The following is a 19,592-nucleotide window of genomic DNA, read 5'->3' as shown; positions in this document are numbered from 1 at the left end:
CGGCAACCGAGCGCGGGGAGCGAGGCACGAGCGACCGGAGCGAGGGCGCCGCTCGCGCCAGAGGACCCCGCGCGGCAGCGCGGCGCCGCCAGGGGCGCGCCGCGCAGGCCGGAGGGAGAGCGAGTCGCAGGGAGCGAGGAACGAGCGACCGGAGCGAGCGAGCCCGCCGGCCGGAGCAAGTGCCCCGGCCGGCGGCGACGCGCTCGCGCCAGAGAGCTCAGTAGCGGTAGTGCTCGGACTTGTACGGTCCCTCGACCGGGACGCCGAGGTAGTCGGCCTGCGCCTGGTTGAGCTCGGTCAGCTCGACGCCGATGGCGTCGAGGTGCAGCCGGGCGACCTCCTCGTCGAGGTGCTTGGGCAGCACGTAGACGCCGATCGGGTACTCGTCGGTCTTGGTGAAGATCTCGACCTGCGCGAGAACCTGGTTGGTGAACGAGTTCGACATGACGAACGACGGGTGGCCGGTCGCGTTGCCCAAGTTGAGGAGTCGTCCTTCGGACAGGACGATGACCTTCTTGCCGGCTCCGCCATCAGAAGAGGGGAAGATCCACTGGTGGACCTGGGGCTTGATCTCGTCCTTGACGATGCCCGGGATCTTCGCGAGGCCGGCCATGTCGATCTCGTTGTCGAAGTGGCCGATGTTGCCGACGATGGCCTGGTTCTTCATCCGCTCGAAGTGCTCGACCCGGATGATGTCGAAGTTGCCCGTCGTGGTGATGAAGATGTCGGCGAAGTCGACGACCGACTCGAGGCGCTTGACCTCGTAGCCGTCCATCGCGGCCTGCAGCGCGCAGATCGGGTCGATCTCGGTGATGATCACGCGGGCGCCCTGGCCGCGCAGCGACTCGGCGGAGCCCTTGCCGACGTCGCCGTAGCCGCAGACGACGGCGGTCTTGCCGGCGATCATCACGTCGGTGCCGCGGTTGATGCCGTCGATGAGCGAGTGGCGGCAGCCGTACTTGTTGTCGAACTTCGACTTGGTGACCGAGTCGTTGACGTTGATCGCCGGGAAGAGGAGCGAGCCCTCCTTGAAGCGGTCGTAGAGGCGCAGCACACCGGTGGTGGTCTCCTCGGTGACGCCCTTGATGCCGTTGGCGATGCTGGTCCAGCGCTGGGGGTCGTTGTCGAGCGAGCGCGCGAGGACCCGGAGGACCTCCTTGAACTCCTCGTTGTCGGTGCTGTCCTGCGACGGGACGGCGCCGGCCTTCTCGAACTCCACGCCCTTGTGGACGAGCAGGGTGATGTCACCACCGTCGTCGAGGAGCATGTTGGGGCCGATCTTGTTGCCGTCGGCGTCGGTGAAGTCGAAGACCTTCTCGGCCTCGTCCCAGTACTCCGCCAGGGTCTCGCCCTTCCAGGCGAAGACCGGGGTGCCCTGCGGGTCCTCCGGCGTGCCATTGCCGACGACGACGGCCGCGGCGGCGTGGTCCTGGGTGGAGAAGATGTTGCAGGTGGCCCAGCGGACGTCGGCACCGAGCGCGGTCAGCGTCTCGATGAGGACACCGGTCTGGATCGTCATGTGCAGCGAGCCGGCGATGCGGGCACCCTTGAGCGGCTGCGAGTCCGCGTAGCGTCGGCGCATCTCCATGAGGCCGGGCATCTCGTGCTCGGCGAGGGTGAGCTCCTTGCGGCCGAACTCGGCCAGGCTCAGGTCAGCAACCTTGTAGTCCATGAGTGATCCTCGAGGTTCGAGTGTCGTGTGACAGCTGAGTCCTGCGGCGCATCTGCGCATCGTCGGGATCTCCCGCGCATGACTGAAGACACCCTACAAGCGTGCTCCGAGGGCCGCGGAATCATCGGAGATGTCCCTCGTCTCTCCACAGCCACCCCCTGCTCCCACTTTCTCCACAGCCCCCTTCCCCTCTCCCGGCCTTCCGTCGCCACCCCTCGGTGGAATCGACCCATGACCACTCTTCTCGCCGCCCCTCCCCTCTTCGACCAGCACGATCCCGACGACCTGCTCACCACCATCCGCTCCGGCGTCCGCAGCCGCGAATGCCTCCTCGTCGCCGAGTGGGCGGCCATCGTGCGCTGGGCCGACCACCACGTGCTCACCACCCCGGCCGACGCCCCCACGGTGCGCGACGGCGTGATCGACACCGGGGTCGCCCTGGCCGGCGCCGGCACGCCCCTGATCAGCGACCACCACCTCAGCGAGCTGGTCGCGGCGCTCGGCCGCTCGCCCCAGGCCGGCCGCGCGTTCGTGGGCCGCGTCGTCGAGTGCGCCTGGCGGCTGCCCCGGGTCTACGCCGCCGTCGCCACCGGGCGCCTCGCGCCCTGGCGCGCCGAGCGGATCGCCGACCTCACCCGCCCGCTCAACGTCGAGGCGGTCGCGTACGTCGACCGCTCGCTCCATCCCGCCGCCTCCTGCACCTGGGCCCAGGTCGAGCGGCTGGTCGAGGAGGCCGTGTGCCGCCACGACCCGGAGGCCGCCGAGGCCCGCCGCCGCAAGGCCGCCGACCGCCGACGGCTCAGCGTCGAGCAGCCCGACGCCACCGGTCTGATCGAGGTGCACGGCCTGCTCGACGCGGGAGACGGCCACGACCTCGAGCAGGCGGTCCGGCGCCGCGCCGCCCACCGCGGCCGGCTCGGACACGCCGGGTCGCGCGACGTACGCCGCTCGATCGCGGTCGGCGAGATCGCCCGCCGTGACCTCACCCTCGACCTCGAGGGCCACACCGACGACGGCCAGGAGATCCGCGCGCCCGGCCGCAAGGTCGTGCTCAACCTCCACCTCACCACCGACCCGGCCAACCCGGTGGCCCGGTGGGCCGACGGCTCCTGCCCGCTGAGCGTCGCGCAGGTCCGCGAATGGCTGCAGGTCTCGGGGACCTCGGTGGTGGTCCGGCCCGTGGTGGACCTCGCCGAGCACGTCCCCGTCGACTCCTACGAGATCCCCGACCGGCTGCGCGCCCGGGTCGAGCTGCGCGACCACACCTGCCGCTTCCCCCACTGCCCCATCCGCGCCGACCGCTGCGACCTCGACCACGCGACGCCGCACCGCGACGGCGGCCCGACCTGTCCGTGCAACCTGGTCCCGCTGTGCCGCCAGCACCACCGCGCCAAGACCTTCACCGCCCGGCGCTATCTGCCGCTCTCGCCCGGCACCTATCTCTGGCGCTCACCCCACGACCTGCTGTTCGTGGTCGATCACCGCGGCACCCGCCCCGTCGACGTCGGCCGCCCCATCCCGCCCGACGCCTGGGCCTGCACCCCCACCCGGGCCGATGCCGCCTGACGCAACAGCAGCCCGCCCGCCACCGCACACCCGAGCGCCACCACCGCGCCGGCGAGCACCGCGTGGTGCAGCCCGGCGACGAAGGCGTCGGCGTCGGCGTACGGTCCGGCGGCGGGGACGAAGGTGCCGAGCCAGGCGACCCCGACGGCGAGGCCGGTCTGGCGGAAGGTGTCGTTGGCGCCGGCGGCGAGTCCGCTCTGCTCGGGCGGCAGGGCGGCCAGCGCGAGGGCGCTGCCGGCGGGGTTGAACAGGCCGGTGCCGACGCAGGCGAGCAGGAAGCCGGGCAGGATCGAGGCCCAGCCGGCGTCGGCGTGGGTGGTCGAGGCGAACAGCGCCATGCCGGCGGCGACGAGCAGCAGTCCGGCCACGGCGAGCGCTCCGGGCGCGAAGCGGCTCATCAACCCGGCGGTCATGCCGGAGACCACGAAGACGAGTGCGGTGCCGGGCAGGTAGGCGAGCCCGGTCTGCAGCGGGCTCAGCCCGACGACCCCCTGGAGGTAGAGCGTGACGTAGAGGAAGCCGGCGAAGAAGGACGCCGAGATGCCGACGACCAGGACCTGCGGCGCGCTGAAGGCAGGGCGCCGGAAGTGCGTGAGCGGGAGCATCGGCGCGGGTGAACGGTGCTCGATGACGACGAGGGCGACCAGCGCGACGGCGGCGCCGCCGAGGGAGGCGACGACCGGGCCGCTCCCCCAGCCGTCCTCGTTGCCGCGCAGCAGCGCGAGCACGAGCAGGAAGAGCCCGACGACCAACGCCACCTGCCCCGGTACGTCGAGGCGTCGGGCCCGCGGGTCCCTGCTCTCCCGCACCCGCAGTGCGAGGGCGAGGGTGACCAGGCCGATCGGCACATTGCACCAGAAGATCGCGCGCCACCCGATCGCATCGGTCAGCACTCCGCCCACGAACGGACCGACCGCGAACACGGCGCCGATGGAGGCGCCGTAGACGCCGAGTGCGCGGGCGCGCTCCGCCGCGCTCGGGGTGACCTCGGAGATGAGGGCCAGCGCGGTGGCGAACAGCACCGCCGCGCCGAGTCCCTGGACGGCGCGCGCGGCGACCAGGGTGCCGATGCCGGGGGCGAGGGCGCAGGCCGCGGAGGCGAGGGTGAACAGGACCAGGCCGCCGGCGAACACCCGCTTGCGACCGCAGCGGTCCGCGATCGCGCCGGCCGAGAGGACCACGGCGGCCAGCGGCAGGGTGTAGGCGTCGATCACCCACTGCAGTCCGGTCAGGCCGGTCCCCAGTCCGGCCGCGATGTCCTCGAGCGCGGTGTTGACCACGCTGATGTCGAGCATCAGCATCACCGTCGCCACGCAGGCGACGGCGATGGCGGCCCTCCGCTCCGCAACGGGTACGTCGACCGGCCCGGTCGCGGCGGTCGTGGCAGATGTCGTCGTCATGGCCCCGATGCTGGTCGCCACGCCCGCGCGCCGACCATCCCATCCGGACGGGTTCTCCGGGGCCCAGATCTGCCGTGGTGCCGATGTCCCAGAGATCTGGGGTCGGGTACTCATGCCCTCGCCGGTCCCGCACGCGACCCTCCGAGCATGCCCCTCTCCCCCCACGGCCCGGACGCCCACGTCCCCGACGAGCCGCCCGCCGTCCTGCCCCTCCTCGTCGAGGCGCTCGCCTCGGCGGCGGCCGCCGGGATCGCCCTGTTCCTGCCGCTCCTGCAGTTCGGCGCCTACTTCTGCTTCGGCGGCGGCTGCGGCCCCGATCCCGGGGCGATCCACCTCTACCGCGTCCTGGTCGCGGTCCTGGCCGCGACGGCGGTCACCGCGCTCATCCTGGCGGTACGTCGCCGCGCGCGCGGGATGATCCGCTGGCACGCCGCGATCGCCCTGGCCGGTGCGGCGTCGGCCGTCCTGTTCGCGATCCCGGCGATCGACTGGGCCGAGCTGCGGAGGGACGACCCGCCACCGCTGGACCCGTCGTACGTCCCCTGCTACTCCGGCTCGAACGACTGCGTCGGCGGCTGACCGGCCGGGCCCCGGACAGCCAGGGCCGCCGCCAGGCGGGCAGGCGGACGCGGGGCGGCGGGCGCCCAGTACGCTGCTGCCGTACGTTCTCAGGGCGGGGTGGAACTCCCCACCGGCGGTGAGGGCGTCCCGGCGGATCCGGGGCGGCCGAGCCCGCGAGCGCCGGCCCGGTCTCCGTGACCGGGGCGGGTCAGCAGATCCGGTGCGACTCCGGAGCCGACGGTCACAGTCCGGAGGGAAGAGAACGCGACGGGCCTCGCGCGCGTCGTCACGCCCTGGGTGACACGCGAACAGGAGAACCCATGTCACCCACCGCCACCGCCGGCACCGTCGCGATCGTCGCGGCCCGCTGGCACGCCGACATCGTCGACGTCGCCGTCGACGCCTTCCGCACCGAGCTCAAGTCGCGCGGGTACGCCGTCGAGGTCGTCCACGTGCCCGGCGCCTTCGAGATCCCGCTGCAGGTACGCCGGCTGGCCCGGTCCGGTCGGTACGCCGGCGTCGCCGCGGCCGCCCTGGTCGTCGACGGCGGCATCTACCGCCACGACTTCGTGGCCTCCAGCGTGGTCGACGCCCTGATGCGGATCCAGCTCGAGGCCGACGTCCCGGTGTTCTCGGCGGTGCTCACGCCGCACCACTTCCATGAGCACGACGAGCACACCGGCTACTTCCGCCGCCACTTCGAGACCAAGGGCCGTGAGCTGGCGGCCGCGCTCGACGCGACGGTCCGGCTGCCCGCGCTGCCCGCCGGCTGACCGTCCACGGTCGGGCGGCTCTGCGTCGTACCCGGCAGAACGGTCGTCCTCGAGGCGAGATCGCGACCCATCTGCCGGGTACGACGAGGACCCCGGCCCGACGAGGACCCCGGCCCGACGAGGACCCCGGCCCGAGACCCGCCGCCTCAGTGCGCGACCGGCGCCCCGTCGTCGTAGCGCTCGATCGGGTCCTTGTCACCCGAGAACGGCAGCACCCGGACGATCGCGACCACGATCGAGCCGACGACGAGGCCGATGACGGCGGAGATGCCGGTGTTGGCGAGCCAGGCGAGGGCGCTGCCGACGAAGCCGTGGACGGCGTGCTCGATGTCGTGCTCGATGCCGTGGACCCATTCGTAGGGCGCGTCCCACCACCCGGCCTCGTGCACGTTGACCAGCAGGATGTGGCCGCCGACCCAGAGCATGGCGACGGTGCCGACGATGGAGATGATCGCGAGCAGCCGCGGCATGAACGCGACCAGTCCGCGACCGAGCCGCTGCGCGAGGGCCGAGGAGCGCTGGGCGAGGCTGAGCCCGGCGTCGTCCATCTTCACGATGAGCGCCACGACGCCGTAGACGGCGATGGTGATCACGACTGCGACGACCAGGAGCGTGGCGAGCTTGGTCCAGAAGGTCTCGTCCTCGACCGACGCCAGCGAGATCACCATGATCTCGGCCGAGAGGATCAGGTCGGTGCGGATGGCGCCGGAGATCAGCTCCCGCTCCGCCTCGGGACCGACCTCGGCGACCGGCTTCTCGTGGTCGTCGTGCCCGCTGAACAGGTGCCAGATCTTGTGGGCGCCCTCGTAGGCCAGGAAGGTGCCGCCGACCATCAGGATGATGGGGAGCAGGTCGGGCAGGAACTCGCTCAGCAGCAGCGAGACCGGCAGGATGATGAGCAGCTTGTTGCGGATCGACCCGATCGCGATCTTCTTCACGATCGGGAGCTCCCGGGCTGCGGCGACCCCCTGGACGTACTGCGGCGTCACCGCGGTGTCGTCGATCACCACGCCCGCCGCCTTGGCGGTGGCCTTGCCGGCGGCGGCACTCACGTCGTCCATGGACGCCGCGGCCATCTTGGCGATGGCGGCGACGTCGTCGAGGAGACCGAACAGGCCGGCGCTCATCAGGCCCGGTCCGTGGGGAGAGACATGGCCCGAAGGCTACCGGGCCGAGGTGACCAGTCCCGCCTTCGCGGGCTCCCCCCGTTCCTGCTCGTGGACGACCTCGGTCAGCTGGACCGCCTCGCGGACCCGGCGGTGGGCCACGTCGAACGGGTCGACGACCCGCTCGAGCACCCGGCGAACGGGCGGCGCGGCCAGGCCGAGCGCGATGCCGACGCCGAGGCCGACCGCGGCGAGCAGGCCGAGCCCGGGGTGGGCGTGCGCCCAGTCGACGAACCCGAGGTACTCCAGCTCCTTCACGGCGAAGCCGTGGAACAGGTAGACCACCAGCGTGGCCGAGCCCATCCGGCTGAACCATCCCCCGACCCGCGGGACGACGCTCAACCAGGCGAACGCGCCGGCCACGCCGGCGAGCAGGATCAGCAGCCGGGTGAGGACCGCCGTCGAGGTGGGATCGTCGAGCAGCGACGGGGGACGCTGGTAGAGGTAGTCACGGCTGGCCCAGGTGTCCAGCGAGCCGGCGGCCACCCACAGCACGGCGAAGGTCGCGATCCCGACCAGCGCGGGGAAGCGCCCGCGCAGCCACTCCAAGGTCTCGGGCGTGGCCTTCAGGCCGAGCACGAAGAACGGCAGGAAGCCGACGATCCTCGGGGCGTCCAGCCAGCGGGTCCAGTCCCCCGCGAGGAGGAAGGCTCCGGCGAGCGAGACGCCGACCGCGACGACCACCCCACCGCGCAGCGGTCGGAACAGCGGGGTCGCGAGCCGCCAGGCGACCATGGCGAGCAGGTACCAGAACGGGAAGTGCGGGTCGGTCCACAGGTCCGAGAGCCGCTCGCCCCCGACGTTGATCCGGAACCACCCGAGCGCGCCCTCGAACAGGACGTACGGCACCAGCAGCGTGGTCACCAGCTGCCACAGCCGCGCCGCGGTGTAGGTGAAGCCCCGCGACAGGTAGCCGGACAGGAACACGAACGCCGGCATGTGCCACAGGTAGACGAAGTCGTAGAGGCGCCCGCCGACGCCGTCGGCCGGCAGCAGCGCGAGCAGGTGCCCGACGACGACGAGGGTCACCAGACCCATCTTCGCGTTGTCGAGCCACGGATCCCGAGAGGTGGAGGCCATCACTCCTTGGTACCCGAATCACCTGTGAGGAGACCAAGTGTCAGACAACCTGACGCTGAGCCTGCCCGCGTGACGCCAGCGGAGCCGGGTCAGTCGTCCACGAGACCGAGCCGGAGGTACTCGGCGGCGTAGGTGCCGCTCAGCAACAGCGAGGCGTAGCGGGCCACCTCGCCGGTCGCCTCGGACGAGACGTGCTCGATCCTGACGTCCTTGCTGCGGGCGGCGTCCTCGAGGCGGTGCCGCTGGTCGCGGACCACCGGGTCGTCGACGCCGTCGTCGAGGATGACCAGCACCGGCCGCCGGTCGCCGGTGCCGTCGGCCACCGGGTCGGCGAAGACGTTGCGCGGCCGGGCCGCCTCGACGACGGGGAGCAGGTGCTCGGCGTCACCTGCGAGCGCCGTGCGCCCCGAGGTACGCCGGATCGACTCGGCGATCCGGCGCGCGGCCCGCGCGGCGAGCACCGACCCGCCCCAGACCAGGGGTGCGGCGTCGGCAAGCGAGATGGCCAGCATCTTGGCCGGGTTGATCGAGATGTCGCGGTTCGGCGAGCAGGCGATCGCGACGGCGTCGAGCGCCTCGGAGACGGACTCGGGCTCGGCGCTCGGGCCGAGCTGGACCTGGTCCAGGAAGGAGAGCATCGCGACCGCCGTCGCGAGCTGGTCGCCGGTGCTGGTCGGCAGCAGCGTCGTCCAGCGGCCGGTGGCGTGCTCGGCCACCATCGAGCCGGGTGGTGCGGCCACGACGAGCTGGCAGCCGCGACGCGCGGCTTCGGCCACCGCCAGCGCGGTGCCGGCGTCACCGCCCTCCGGAGCGAGGACGACGACCAGGTCGAGGCTGCCGGCCCAGCCCGGCAACGCCGGCGACGGCCAGGCCACGAAGGGCACCGGGCAGAACGGCTCCAGCACCGCCCGGAGCAGGCGGGAGTCGGGTCCGGCGGCGATCACGGCCCGCGGCCGGGTCTCGATCGAGCGGGACACCGCCTCGGCGATCGCGTCGGCCGCCCCGCCGACCTCCCGGCGTACCCGGGAACCGGACTCGGCCAGCGTGCGCAACCGCAGGTCGGCGCTCGCGAGCGCCGCTTCGTCATCGAGTCGGGACTCGTCGAACCACACCATGTCAGGCGGGCTTACGCGCCTCGTCGACCAGCAGCACCGGGATGCCGTCGCGTACCGGGTACGCGAAGCCGCAGCCCTGGCACACCAGCTCGACCGACTCCCCCGCGGGCGTCACCGTGAGCTCGCCCTTGCACGAGGGGCACACGATGATCGCGAGCAGCTCCGGCGCGATCCCACCCTGCGCCGCGGCGCTCACCGATCGCTCCTGATCGTCGCGAGGACCTCATCACGCATCCGGGCCATGGTCTCCTCGTCCTTCCCTTCGACGTTGAGCCGCAGCAGCGGCTCGGTGTTCGAGGCGCGCACGTTGAACGCCCAGTCGGCGTGAGTGACGCTCAGCCCGTCGAGCTTGTCGACGGTGACCCCGTCCTGCCCGCCGTACGTCGCCTCCAGGTCGGCGAGCACCGCGTCCTGGTCGGCGACGGTGCTGTTGATCTCACCGCTGAGCGGGTAGCGGGCGTAGTCGGCGAGCAGCGCCGACAGCGGCCGGTCGCTCTCGGCGAGCGCGGCCAGGGCGTGCAGCGCGGCCAGCATGCCGGAGTCGGCGCGCCAGAAGTCGCGGAAGTAGAAGTGCCCGCTGTGCTCGCCGCCGAAGATCGCCCCCGTCTCGGCCATGGTGGCCTTGATGAAGGAGTGGCCGACGCGGGTGCGGACCGGCTTGCCGCCCAGCTCGGTCACGATCTCGGGCACCGCCCGCGACGTGATCAGGTTGTGGATCACCGTCGAGCCCGGCTCCTTGGCGAGCTCGCGTGCGGCGATGAGCGCGGTCAGCGTGGACGGCGAGACCAGCTCGCCCCGCTCGTCGACCAGGAAGCAGCGGTCGGCGTCGCCGTCGAAGGCCAGGCCGATGTCGGCCCGCTCCGCGAGGACAGCCTTCTGCAGGTCGACCAGGTTGTCGGGCTCGATCGGGTTCGCCTCGTGGTTGGGGAAGGTGCCGTCGAGCTCGAAGTAGAGCGGCACCATCTCGACCTGGTCGGCGAGCCGGCCGAAGACGGCGGGCGCGGTGTGTCCGGCCATGCCGTTGCCGGCGTCGACGACCACCTTCAGCCGGCGCCCGGCGACCGGGGCCAGGGCGAGCAGGTGGGCGGCGTAGGCCTGGAGCACGTCGTGGGAGGTGATCGAGCCGGTGCGGCCGCCCGCGGCCGGCGGGCCGCCGGCGGCGACCCGGTCGCGGATCTCGGCCAGGCCGCTCTCCATGCCGACCGGCTGCGCCAGCCGGCGGCACAGCTTGATCCCGTTGTACGCCGCCGGGTTGTGGCTCGCGGTGAACATGGCGCCCGGGAGGTCGAGATGGCCCGAGGCGAAGTAGAGCTGGTCGGTCGAGGCGAGGCCGATCATCGTCACGTCCGCGCCGGCCGCCGTCGCACCGTCGGCGAAGGCCCCGGCGAGGGACGGAGAGCTGGGCCGCATGTCGTAGCCGATCACCATCGCGTCGACGCCGAGCACCTCGACGTACGCCGCTCCGGTCGCCCGGGCCAGCTCCTCGTCGAGCTGCTCGCCGACGAGACCGCGCACGTCGTACGCCTTGAAGACCTTGCCGAGGTTGTCAGGACTGGTCGTGGCCATGCCCAGACCCTAGGCCATCTGGGGTCAGTGCACTCAGTCGGTCGTGAGCATCCGCAGGTGCCCCTTGCGGGCCACCTCGCGGCCGGGCTCGCGGGGCGGCTCGACCGGCTCGCGCCGGACGGGGCGGGCGGCCTCGCGGACCGCGTCGGCCAGGGCGAGCAGGTCGTCATTGCTCGGGCCGGGCTGCTGGGTGCCGAGCGAGAGCCGGACCACCTCCCAGCCGCGCGGGGCCGAGAGCCGCTCGCTGTGGACGTCGCACAGGTCGTAGGCGTGGGGCTCGGCATAGGTGGCCAGCGGGCCGAGGACGGCGGTGGAGTCGGCGTACACGTAGGTCAAGGTGGCCACCGCGCGCCGGCCGCAGGCCGTGCGCGAGCAGGTTCGCAGGCTCTGCGGTCCCGCGTTGGCCGTCACACTCACGGCGCAGACGCTACCGTCCCGACCCCCGCCCGGTGGATAGGCTCGCTGATCATGGAGCACGACGAGCTGGTCCCCCGCCGACGCCGCGACCGCCGCGGGCGCGGGATGCGGGGACCGGCCGTGCAGCCGCTGGCGGCGACCGGTCACCGGCCGCCGCTGCCGCGCAGTCGACGCGAGGTCTTCGACAAGATCATGCTCGATGTCGTGACCGACATCGACGCGCGCTGGTCGACGCACCTCGGCCTGGTCGAGTACGCCGTCGAGGACGCCCCCCAGCTGCCCGACGACTGGGACTCGGGCCGGGTGCCGCTGTCCTCGCTGGTGCGCGGGTCGGGGACGACGCCGACCCGGCTGGTGGTGTTCCGCCGGCCGCTGGAGCATCGCGCCGCGGACCGCGCCGACCTGGAGGCGATCGTGCTGGCGATCGTGGTCGAGCAGGTCGCCGAGCTGCTCGGCATCGAGCCCCACGAGGTCGACCCGCGCTACCCGTCCGACCTCGACGACGACTGAGACCCGCCCTACTCCGGTGCGACGACCGGGATCCGCGCATGGGTCTCGGCGGGTCGCAGCCGCAGCGTCGCGAGCCCCGGCTGAGGACCGGTCGCGGGCAGGGTGACCACGCCCGCGATCCGGGTGTTGCGCGGCTCGACGGCGACCAGCACCGCCTCGGTGGGCAGGGCCAGCGAGGCGGCCCGGTCGGGCGCCACCTCGACCTGGTCCTCGCGCAGCATCGCCCCGTCGGGGCCGTACGACGTCACGTGGACCACGCCGGTGCGCAGGGCGTGCCCGAGGAGCAGGCTCTTCTCACCGGCCGGCACCACCGCGGCCGTCGGCTCGCGGACCTCGATCGCGGGCGCCAGCAGCACCAGGTCCCGACGCGAGACCAGCCGGACCGAGGCGACCACGGGATCGGCGGACTCCACGACCACGCCCACCACTCCCGCACCGTTGTCGCCGGACAGCAGCGGGCCGAGGTCGACCTCCTGCAGGGCGTGCGGCCCCACGGCGATCGCGGGCGCGTCGGTCGGGGTGAAGGTCGCCTCGGCGGTCACCAGCCGGACCTGGGCGCGCACCTCGCTGGAGCCGGGGTTGGCCACCATCAGGGTCGCGCCGCGCGCACCCTCGGGCACGCCGAGGATCAGGTTCTCGGTGTCGGGGGCCGCCTGGGTCGGCAGGAAGTCGGTGGTCACCCGGCCGCGGCCGAGCTGGTCGCGGGTGGTGCGCGCGGTGAGCGTCACCCGGCCCCGGGTCACCGTGACATGGGCGGCGGTCAGCTCCCGGCGCGGCGCCGAGGCGGCCAGGTCGATGCGCTGCACACCGTGCGCGGGCACCTGGATGCCTCGCAGCGCGGGCTCCTCGACCGGCCCGTCGGCGCCGAGCAGCGCGACGTCGACGACCGCCTCGCCGTCGTCGGGGTTCACCAGCTCGAGGGTGGTGGCGTAGCGGGCGGTGGCGCCCAGGCCGACCAGCCACTCGTCGTACGCCGGGGACCGGCACTCCGGCACCGCCAGCGGGTCGTCGCGGCCCGCGGTGACGCCCGGCGCGGCGGCACCGGTGGCGTCGAGGACGACCGGCCCCGCGCTGTCGGGCACGACGGCGGTGCCGCCCGCCTCGGCGGTGACCGGGGCACCGGCGACGGCCTCGGCGCCGTCCGGGGGCGCGACCCGCACGGTGAGCTCGCCACCGGCGACCCCGGGCGTGCGGCCGACCCGGGTGGCGCTCGCCGGGCGCACGCCGCCCGGGCACACGACCGTGGCGGAGGTGAGCTCGGAGGTGCTCGGGGGCCGCGGCCCGGCGACCGGGTTCTGCTCGTCGCCGATCGCGCCGAGGGTCAACGTGACCACGGCCGGCAGCAGGATCGCGAGCAGCACCAGGACGTCGAGGCGACGGCGACGGGACACCGACGCGCGGCGGCCGCCGGACTTCGAGGGGCTCTGCTGGGGATCACTCATCGCGGTTCCTTCGCAGCGGCGGGAGGGCGAGCACGATCAGCACCGGGATCGCGACGGCCTGGACCATCAGCAGCAGCCAGCGCAGCCAGGCGTGGTGGCTCGGCAGCGGACCGGGCTCCGGGCTGACCTGCCAGGCGCGGGTGCCGCGCTCGGAGCTGGCCTGGACCAGGCCGGTGGTGGCGTCCAGGCCCGCGGACACCGAGCCGTCGGCGGGCGCGGCCTGGACGATGTAGCGGATGCCGAGGCCGGAGAGGCGGGCCACGGCGTCCGGGTCCGGCGAGGTGACCAGGGAGCGGATGGTGGCGGTGACCTGCTCGTCCTCCGGCGTCAGCGCGGCGATCTCGTCCTCGCCCACGGTCGGGCCGTCGCCGCGGTGGACGTCGTAGGTCAGGCCGGTGTCCTTGCTGCCGCGCAGCACCAGCACGCCGTTCTGCTCGGCCTGCTCGGCGCGCTGCGCCATGTAGACGGGTACGTCGGACGCCGGTGGGTCGTCGAGCTCCTCGGCGCCCCAGCCCGCGAACCAGACCAGGCCGACCAGCGGCGCGACCAGGCCGACGACTCCGGCCAGGGCCAGCCCGGCCTGGGCCGGCTTCACCTGGTCGCCGAGATGGTGCAGGGCGAGGCCGCCGAGCACGATCGCGGTGATCCAGGCGCCCTGCAGCATCAACAGCACGGCGCCGAGGCCGGGCTGCTGGCCGACCGGCCCGGCGATGTCGACCGTCGTCACGGCGAGCGGGACGGCCACCACGGCGGTGACGGCCGCGACCAGCCAGCACACGATCACCGGGATCCGGGTGGCGCGCGGGACCAGCGCGAGCAGCGCGAGCACCGGCAGCACCAGCCCGACCGGGGCCGGGGCGCCGAGACCGCCGAGGCGGCCGGCGAGCAGGTCCCAACCGGAGGTCGCGGCCGTCGGCCAGCGGCCGACGTCGAGCACGGTGCCGGCGAAGCCGCCCTCGAACAGGGCCGGCAGCCACCACGGCAGCAGCACCAGCAGGGGTACGCCGAGCGCCAGCACGGGCGGTCCCCACACCGAGCGCTGACCGAACTCGCGGGGCAGCAGGCGCACGGCGCAGCCCAGCAGCACCCCGATCAGCACCGCGAGCACCGGCCAGGCCGGCGGCGCGACGGCGGTGAGCAGGGCCAGCGCCAGGCCGGTGCGCCAGCCGGCCCGCCACCGGTGGGCGGCGTCGGGATCGGCGAAGCCGAGCGCGGCATGGGCCGACCAGGGCAGCACGGCCGCGGCCACGACGATCCCCCAGCGACCGCCGCCCCAGGCGCCCGCGACCAGCGGCACCAGGGCCCAGGTCACCGAGCCCCACAGCAGCAGCCAGCGCGGGGCGCCGTACGGCGTGACCAGGCGGCCGACCACGCGCAGGAAGCGCCAGGCGCCCCACAGCCCGATCGGCGCGGAGAGCGCCATCAGCAGCGACATCAGCAGCGACGGGCCGAACGGCAGGCCGAGCACCGCCAGGGGTAGGACGTACGGCGGCGCCGGGACGTCGCTGCCGAAGCCGATCGGGTGGTGCCCCTCGACGTGCAGCGCCCACCACGCGCCGACCCCACCGGGCGCGGGCGAGAGCGCGCCGCCGGCGACGCCACCGACCACGTCGCGCACGCCGACGAGCAGCGCGAGCACGGTGACCGCGGTCGCGACCGCGACCGGGTTGGTGAGGAAGCGCACCACGATCCCGGTGTCGGCGAAGTCCTCGTCCTCGTCGCGGTGCCGCGCCGGCGGCGGACCGGCCGCGGCGTCACGCTCGGCGGCCGCGATCCGCCGCCGGTCGGCGACGTCGGCGGCCTGGTTGGTCGCGGCCGCGACCAGGTCGGAGGCGAAGTCGAGGCCGTGCCGGTAGGGCAGCCACCAGGGCGCGAGCAGCCGTCGTACGCGCGCCCGGTCGGTGCCGCCACCGCCCGCCGCGCGCCGCGCCCGGCGGGCCGCGCGGACCTGGCCGGGATGGCGCAGCACCGACACCAGCGCGGCGAGCTCGTCGAGCGCCTCGCCGACGGCCCGGACGCCGAGCAGGCCCAGCACGCGCAGCAGCGAGCCGAGGGTGAGCCGCAGCACCTGCAGCGGGAGCGTGGCTCCGCGACCGTTGGCGAGCAGCGTGAAGAGGGCTGCGCGGCGCTCCTGGAAGTGGGTGTGCCGGCCGGTGAGCGGGGTGCGCCGGATCCCGCGGTGCGCTGCCTCGGCGTGGAAGACGACGGCGTCGGGGACGATCAGCGTGGTGCGGCCGGCCGCCGCCGCGCGCCAGCCCAGGTCGATGTCGTTGCCGAAGATGGGCAGCGCCCGGTCGAAGCCGCCGAGCTCCTCCAGCACCGCGCGACGCACCAGCATGCCCGCGGAGTTGACCGCCAGGACCTCGTGGACCTCGTCGTGCTGGCCCTGGTCGTACTCGCCGCGCTCGAGCCCGGTCTCGCGCCGGCCGGTGCCGCTGATGGTGACGCCGAGCTCGAGCAGCCGCCGCAGCGAGGGCCACTCGCGCAGCTTGGGGCCGAGGATGTCGGCCTCGGGACGGGCGGCGGCGACGGCCAGCAGCGCCGCCAGCGCGTCCGGCGCGGGGTTCGCGTCGTCGTGGAGCAGCCACACCCACTCGGGGGCGGTGCCGGTCTCGGCCAGGACCAGCAGGCCCTCGGCGACGGCGTCGGGGAACCCGGTGCTGCCGGGCAGCGAGCGCTGCTCCAAGGGCAGCCGGTCGGCCAGCGCGGCCCGGACCAGGTCGGCACTGCCGTCCTTGCTGCCGGTGTCGACGGCCACCACGCGCGTGGGGGGCGCGGTCTGCGCGAGCAGTCCGTCGAGCACCGCCGGCAGCCAGGAGCTGCCGTCGTGGCTGACCAGGAGGACAGCCACCTCGGGTTGTTGCGACACGAGGTCAGACCCTACGACCGACGGCCCGAAGGGGGCGAACCGTCAGAGCGGACCGACCGCGCGTCCGGCGCCTCAGACGGCGCGCTTCTTCAGCTTGCGGCGCTCACGCTCCGACATCCCACCCCAGATCCCGAACCGCTCGTCGTTGCCCAACGCAGCCTCGAGGCACTCGATGCGCACCTCACAGGTCTGGCAGACCTTCTTGGCCTCGCGCGTCGATCCTCCCTTCTCCGGGAAGAACGCCTCGGGGTCGGTCTGCGCGCACAGCGCGCGCTCCTGCCACCCCAGCTCGTCGGAATCTGCTTCTACCAGGAACAGTTCCCTCACGATTTCGCCCCTTACGACTCGACCCGATGTCCCGAACGACATCTCTGGAATTACATACGTGTCATACCCAAACAGTCAAGGTTGAGTCTGCTATGGACAACCCCGTGCCCGCTCCGTTTTCCGGGCACGGCACAGTTGACCCCCGTGGACTCGACACCTCACGCGACAGCCGGTGGACCCATCGGCCGACCTGCTCGGAAGCTGACCGTCCTCTCGGGCGGCATGGGCGGGGCCCGGTTCCTGCAGGGCCTGCTCCACGGCATCGCCGCCGGAACCCTACCCGGTGTCGCGCCGGACGCCCACGTGACGGTCGTCGCCAACAACGCCGACGACTGGTGGGTCCACGGCCTCAAGGTGTGCCCCGACCTCGACACCGTGATGTACACCCTCGGTGACGGCATCGACCTCGAGCGCGGCTGGGGACGACGGGCCGAGACCTGGAGCGCCAAGGAGGAGCTCGCGGCGTACGGCGTCGAGCCGACCTGGTTCGGGCTCGGCGACCGCGACATCGCCACCCACCTGGTGCGCACCCAGATGCTCGACGCCGGATACCCGCTCTCCCAGGTCACCGAGGCGCTGTGCCGCCGCTGGTTGACGCCGCGCTACGGCGACCGGCTGACCCTGCTGCCGATGACCGACGACCGCGTGGAGACCCACGTCGCCGTCGCCGACGCCGAGAGCGCCAGCGGCAAGCGGGTCGTGCACTTCCAGGAGTACTGGGTCCGGCTGCGGGCCCAGGTGGCCGCCGAGCAGGTCGTGTTCGTCGGCCTCGACCAGTCCACGCCCGCGCCCGGTGTGCTCGACGCCATCACCGGCGCCGACCTGGTGATCCTCCCGCCGTCCAACCCGGTCGTGTCCGTCGGCACCATCCTCGGCGTCCCCGGCCTGCGCGACGCCGTGCGCGCGAGCGAGGCGGCGGTGGTCGGCCTGTCCCCCATCGTCGGCGACAGCCACGTGCGCGGCATGGCCGAGCAGATGCTGACCTCGATCGGCGTCGAGGTCAGCGCCGCCGGCGTCGGGCTCAACTACGGCGCCCGCTCCGCGGGCGGGGTGCTCGACGGGTGGCTCGTCGACGAGCGCGACGCCGCGCAGGTGGCGCGCCTCGAGGCGGCCGGGATCCGCGCCGCCGCCGTACCGCTGATGATGACCGACCACGACGCCACGGCCGCGATGGCCGCCGCGGCGGTCGAGCTGGTGCGCTGATGCTGAGCGTGACCGCGCCCGACGGCGTCCCCGAGATCCGGCCGGGCGACGACCTCGCCGCCGCCCTGCTCTCCGCCCTCGGTCCCGACGACCTGCGCGACGGCGACGTGCTCGTCGTCACCAGCAAGGTCGTCAGCAAGGCCGAGGGTCGGATCGAGACCGGGGACCGCGAGGCCTGGATCGACGCCGAGACCGACCGCCTGGTCGCGCGCCGCGGCCCCACCCGGATCGTGCGCAACCGCCTCGGCCTGACCATGGCCGCCGCCGGCGTCGACGCGTCCAATGTCACCGCCGGCTCGGTGGTCCTGCTCCCCCTCGACCCCGACGCCTCCGCCCGCGGCCTGCGCGCCGCCGTGGCCGAGCGGCGCGGCGTCAACGTCGGCGTCGTCGTCACCGACACCGCCGGCCGCGCCTGGCGCGAGGGCCAGACCGACATCGCGATCGGGGCCGCCGGGCTCGCCGTCCTCGAGTCCTTCGCCGGCCGGGTCGACGCCCACGGCAACCAGCTCGCCGTCACCGCGCCCGCCGTCGCCGACGAGATCGCCTCCGCCGTCGAGCTCGCCCAGGGCAAGCTCGGCGCCCGCCCCTGCGCCGTGCTCCGCGGGCGCGCGGACCTGGTCCTCGCGCCCGGCGACCACGGCCCCGGCGCCCGCGCCCTGATCCGCGCGGACGGCGCCGACCTGTTCGGGTACGGCGCCCGCGAGGCCGTCATCCAGGCCGTCGCCGGCCGCCCGGAGGCCCGCACGCCCTTCGGCAGCCCCGTCGACGCGGCCGAGCTCGTCGCCGCGCTCGCCCGCGCCGGGATCACCGCCCGCGCCGCGGCCGCCGACGTCGTACGACTGGACGGGGAACGGCGCGCCGCCGCCGACATCGTCGCCTTCGCCCACGGCTGGCAGGTCGACATCGAGCGCAGCGATGTCGACACCGACCTGCGGTTCCGACCGGTGACTCCGTAGACTCACCGCGTTCGCCGCACGGGCGTGCTTCCCGGCATGCCCTTCACGACCAAGACGAGGTACCCCGCCCGTGGCCAAGTCCAGCAAGTCCGAGAAGTCGGAGCGCCGCCAAGTCATCGACGACATCCGGCGCAAGCAGAAGCGTGCCGACAAGCGCCAGGGCATGGCGATCGTCGCCGTCTGCGTCGCGGTCGCGCTCGTCATCATCGGCGCCGCCCTCTACCCGAAGGTCCGCGACATGGTCAACGACCGCAAGTGGAAGGGCAAGAGCGTCGCCGAGATCGGCGCCGCCGCCAGCGTCTGCGGCGACATCACCGAGAAGGAGGCCACGGGCAGCGGCGAGCACGTCCCCGAGGGCCAGCAGGTCGACTACAACGACGCACCCCCCGCCTTCGGCGCGCACTGGAACGTCGCCGGCGTCGCGCCCGCCCCCATCGGCGACCGCTTCTACAACGAGGGCTCCCGCCCCGAGCTCGAGCAGCTCGTGCACAACCTCGAGCACGGCTACACGATCCTGTGGTACGACACCACCGCCAACGACGACTCCGCCGAGATCTCCGCCATGCGCGCCATCGCGAAGATCATGGACGCCAACGACACCAACCAGCGACTGAAGTTCAAGGTCGCCCCGTGGACCAAGGCGGACGAGAAGGAGGTCGGCAAGTTCCCGAAGGGCCAGCACATCGCGTTCACCCACTGGCGCGTCGACCCCGACACCCAGAAGCAGTACGGCGCCTGGCAGTACTGCACCGACGTGAGCGGCGCGGCCCTGAGCACGTTCATGGACAAGTACCCGTTCACGGACGCCCCGGAGCCCTACGCGTATTAGTTTGGCGCTCGCTGCGCTCGCGCATGTCGCGCGCGCTTTGACGCGTTGCCTTCCTCCGCTCCGCTCGCTGGCGCTCGCTGCGCTCCGTCCAGGCAACGCGGCGCGCGCGACGAGCTCGGCTGAATGACCTTCCAATGCGC

18 protein-coding genes and 1 riboswitch are annotated in these 19,592 nt (G+C 73.5%); of the genes, 7 read left to right on the top strand and 11 right to left on the bottom strand.

Features of this window, described 5'->3' with window-relative positions:
• Positions 1 to 217: 217 nt before the first annotated feature.
• On the bottom strand, positions 218 to 1,672 hold the full coding sequence (ahcY, locus tag JOD66_RS21605) for an adenosylhomocysteinase (protein ID WP_204838886.1): 1,455 nt from the start codon (positions 1,670 to 1,672) through the stop codon (positions 218 to 220).
• 231 nt (positions 1,673 to 1,903) lie between these two features.
• Between ahcY and JOD66_RS21600 the strand changes: the two genes are divergently transcribed.
• Positions 1,904 to 3,238, top strand: coding sequence for an HNH endonuclease signature motif containing protein (locus JOD66_RS21600; protein ID WP_204838885.1), 1,335 nt, complete (start codon positions 1,904 to 1,906; stop codon positions 3,236 to 3,238).
• Here the strand turns inward: JOD66_RS21600 and JOD66_RS21595 are convergent.
• Positions 3,151 to 4,638, bottom strand: coding sequence for an MFS transporter (locus JOD66_RS21595; protein ID WP_204838884.1), 1,488 nt, complete (start codon positions 4,636 to 4,638; stop codon positions 3,151 to 3,153). The two genes, JOD66_RS21600 and JOD66_RS21595, sit on opposite strands and share 88 nt — an antisense overlap.
• A gap of 147 nt (positions 4,639 to 4,785) precedes the next feature.
• Here JOD66_RS21595 and JOD66_RS21590 point away from each other — a divergent pair, with 147 nt between their 5' ends.
• Entirely contained in the window at positions 4,786 to 5,217 is a 432-nt protein-coding gene (locus JOD66_RS21590; protein WP_204838883.1) for a DUF6234 family protein, read from the top strand.
• An 81-nt stretch (positions 5,218 to 5,298) separates the two neighbouring features.
• Positions 5,299 to 5,467: riboswitch (FMN riboswitch) on the top strand.
• Positions 5,468 to 5,519: 52 nt separating this feature from the next.
• Positions 5,520 to 5,972, top strand: coding sequence for a 6,7-dimethyl-8-ribityllumazine synthase (locus JOD66_RS21585; protein WP_204838882.1), 453 nt, complete (start codon positions 5,520 to 5,522; stop codon positions 5,970 to 5,972).
• A gap of 146 nt (positions 5,973 to 6,118) precedes the next feature.
• Here JOD66_RS21585 and JOD66_RS21580 read toward each other — a convergent pair whose 3' ends face one another.
• The 6 genes from JOD66_RS21580 to JOD66_RS21555 form a co-directional block, all read right to left on the bottom strand.
• Positions 6,119 to 7,099 (bottom strand): DUF808 domain-containing protein, encoded by a 981-nt coding sequence (locus JOD66_RS21580; RefSeq protein WP_204838881.1) that lies wholly within the window; start codon positions 7,097 to 7,099, stop codon positions 6,119 to 6,121.
• 36 nt (positions 7,100 to 7,135) lie between these two features.
• Positions 7,136 to 8,218, bottom strand: coding sequence for an acyltransferase family protein (locus JOD66_RS21575; RefSeq protein WP_204838880.1), 1,083 nt, complete (start codon positions 8,216 to 8,218; stop codon positions 7,136 to 7,138).
• 89 nt (positions 8,219 to 8,307) lie between these two features.
• Entirely contained in the window at positions 8,308 to 9,333 is a 1,026-nt protein-coding gene (locus JOD66_RS21570) for an SIS domain-containing protein (RefSeq protein ID WP_204838879.1), read from the bottom strand.
• Position 9,334: 1 nt separating this feature from the next.
• A complete protein-coding gene (locus JOD66_RS21565; protein ID WP_307823647.1) occupies positions 9,335 to 9,529 on the bottom strand; it encodes a Trm112 family protein in 195 nt (64 codons plus the stop codon).
• A complete protein-coding gene (locus JOD66_RS21560) occupies positions 9,526 to 10,899 on the bottom strand; it encodes a phosphomannomutase/phosphoglucomutase (RefSeq protein WP_204838878.1) in 1,374 nt (457 codons plus the stop codon). Before JOD66_RS21560 ends, JOD66_RS21565 begins: the two co-directional genes overlap by 4 nt.
• A 33-nt stretch (positions 10,900 to 10,932) precedes the next feature.
• The gene (locus tag JOD66_RS21555; RefSeq protein ID WP_204838877.1) at positions 10,933 to 11,316 is read right to left on the bottom strand and encodes a DUF3499 domain-containing protein; all 384 of its coding nucleotides are present in this window, start codon (positions 11,314 to 11,316) and stop codon (positions 10,933 to 10,935) included.
• Between the two features lie 51 nt (positions 11,317 to 11,367).
• Here JOD66_RS21555 and JOD66_RS21550 point away from each other — a divergent pair, with 51 nt between their 5' ends.
• A complete protein-coding gene (locus JOD66_RS21550; RefSeq protein WP_239545375.1) occupies positions 11,368 to 11,826 on the top strand; it encodes a metallopeptidase family protein in 459 nt (152 codons plus the stop codon).
• Positions 11,827 to 11,834: 8 nt separating this feature from the next.
• Here the strand turns inward: JOD66_RS21550 and JOD66_RS21545 are convergent, their stop codons facing one another.
• From JOD66_RS21545 to JOD66_RS21535, 3 genes are all read right to left on the bottom strand, one after another.
• Positions 11,835 to 13,268, bottom strand: coding sequence for a DUF5719 family protein (locus JOD66_RS21545; RefSeq protein WP_204838876.1), 1,434 nt, complete (start codon positions 13,266 to 13,268; stop codon positions 11,835 to 11,837).
• The gene (locus JOD66_RS21540) at positions 13,261 to 16,119 is read right to left on the bottom strand and encodes a glycosyltransferase family 2 protein (RefSeq protein ID WP_204838875.1); all 2,859 of its coding nucleotides are present in this window, start codon (positions 16,117 to 16,119) and stop codon (positions 13,261 to 13,263) included. Before JOD66_RS21540 ends, JOD66_RS21545 begins: the two co-directional genes overlap by 8 nt.
• A gap of 90 nt (positions 16,120 to 16,209) precedes the next feature.
• Positions 16,210 to 16,464 (bottom strand): WhiB family transcriptional regulator, encoded by a 255-nt coding sequence (locus tag JOD66_RS21535; RefSeq protein WP_307823646.1) that lies wholly within the window; start codon positions 16,462 to 16,464, stop codon positions 16,210 to 16,212.
• 144 nt (positions 16,465 to 16,608) lie between these two features.
• On the opposite strand from JOD66_RS21535, the gene cofD reads away from it, so the two are divergent.
• The 3 genes from cofD to JOD66_RS21520 all read left to right on the top strand — a co-directional run bounded on the left by cofD (position 16,609) and on the right by JOD66_RS21520 (position 19,452).
• Positions 16,609 to 17,667: a 2-phospho-L-lactate transferase gene (gene cofD / locus JOD66_RS21530; protein WP_443678791.1), complete on the top strand. Its 1,059-nt coding sequence runs from the start codon at positions 16,609 to 16,611 to the stop codon at positions 17,665 to 17,667.
• A complete protein-coding gene (cofE, locus tag JOD66_RS21525) occupies positions 17,667 to 18,623 on the top strand; it encodes a coenzyme F420-0:L-glutamate ligase (RefSeq protein WP_204838873.1) in 957 nt (318 codons plus the stop codon). The genes cofD and cofE overlap by 1 nt, the downstream gene beginning before the upstream one ends.
• A 70-nt stretch (positions 18,624 to 18,693) precedes the next feature.
• Entirely contained in the window at positions 18,694 to 19,452 is a 759-nt protein-coding gene (locus tag JOD66_RS21520; protein ID WP_307823645.1) for a DUF3105 domain-containing protein, read from the top strand.
• Positions 19,453 to 19,592 lie beyond the last annotated feature (140 nt).

The sequence above is a fragment of the Nocardioides nitrophenolicus genome (genome assembly GCF_016907515.1).
Classification (GTDB): Bacteria; Actinomycetota; Actinomycetes; order Propionibacteriales; family Nocardioidaceae; genus Nocardioides; species Nocardioides nitrophenolicus.
The sequence above is the reverse complement of the archived record's forward strand: the minus strand, read 5'-3'. Positions and strand labels throughout refer to the sequence as shown.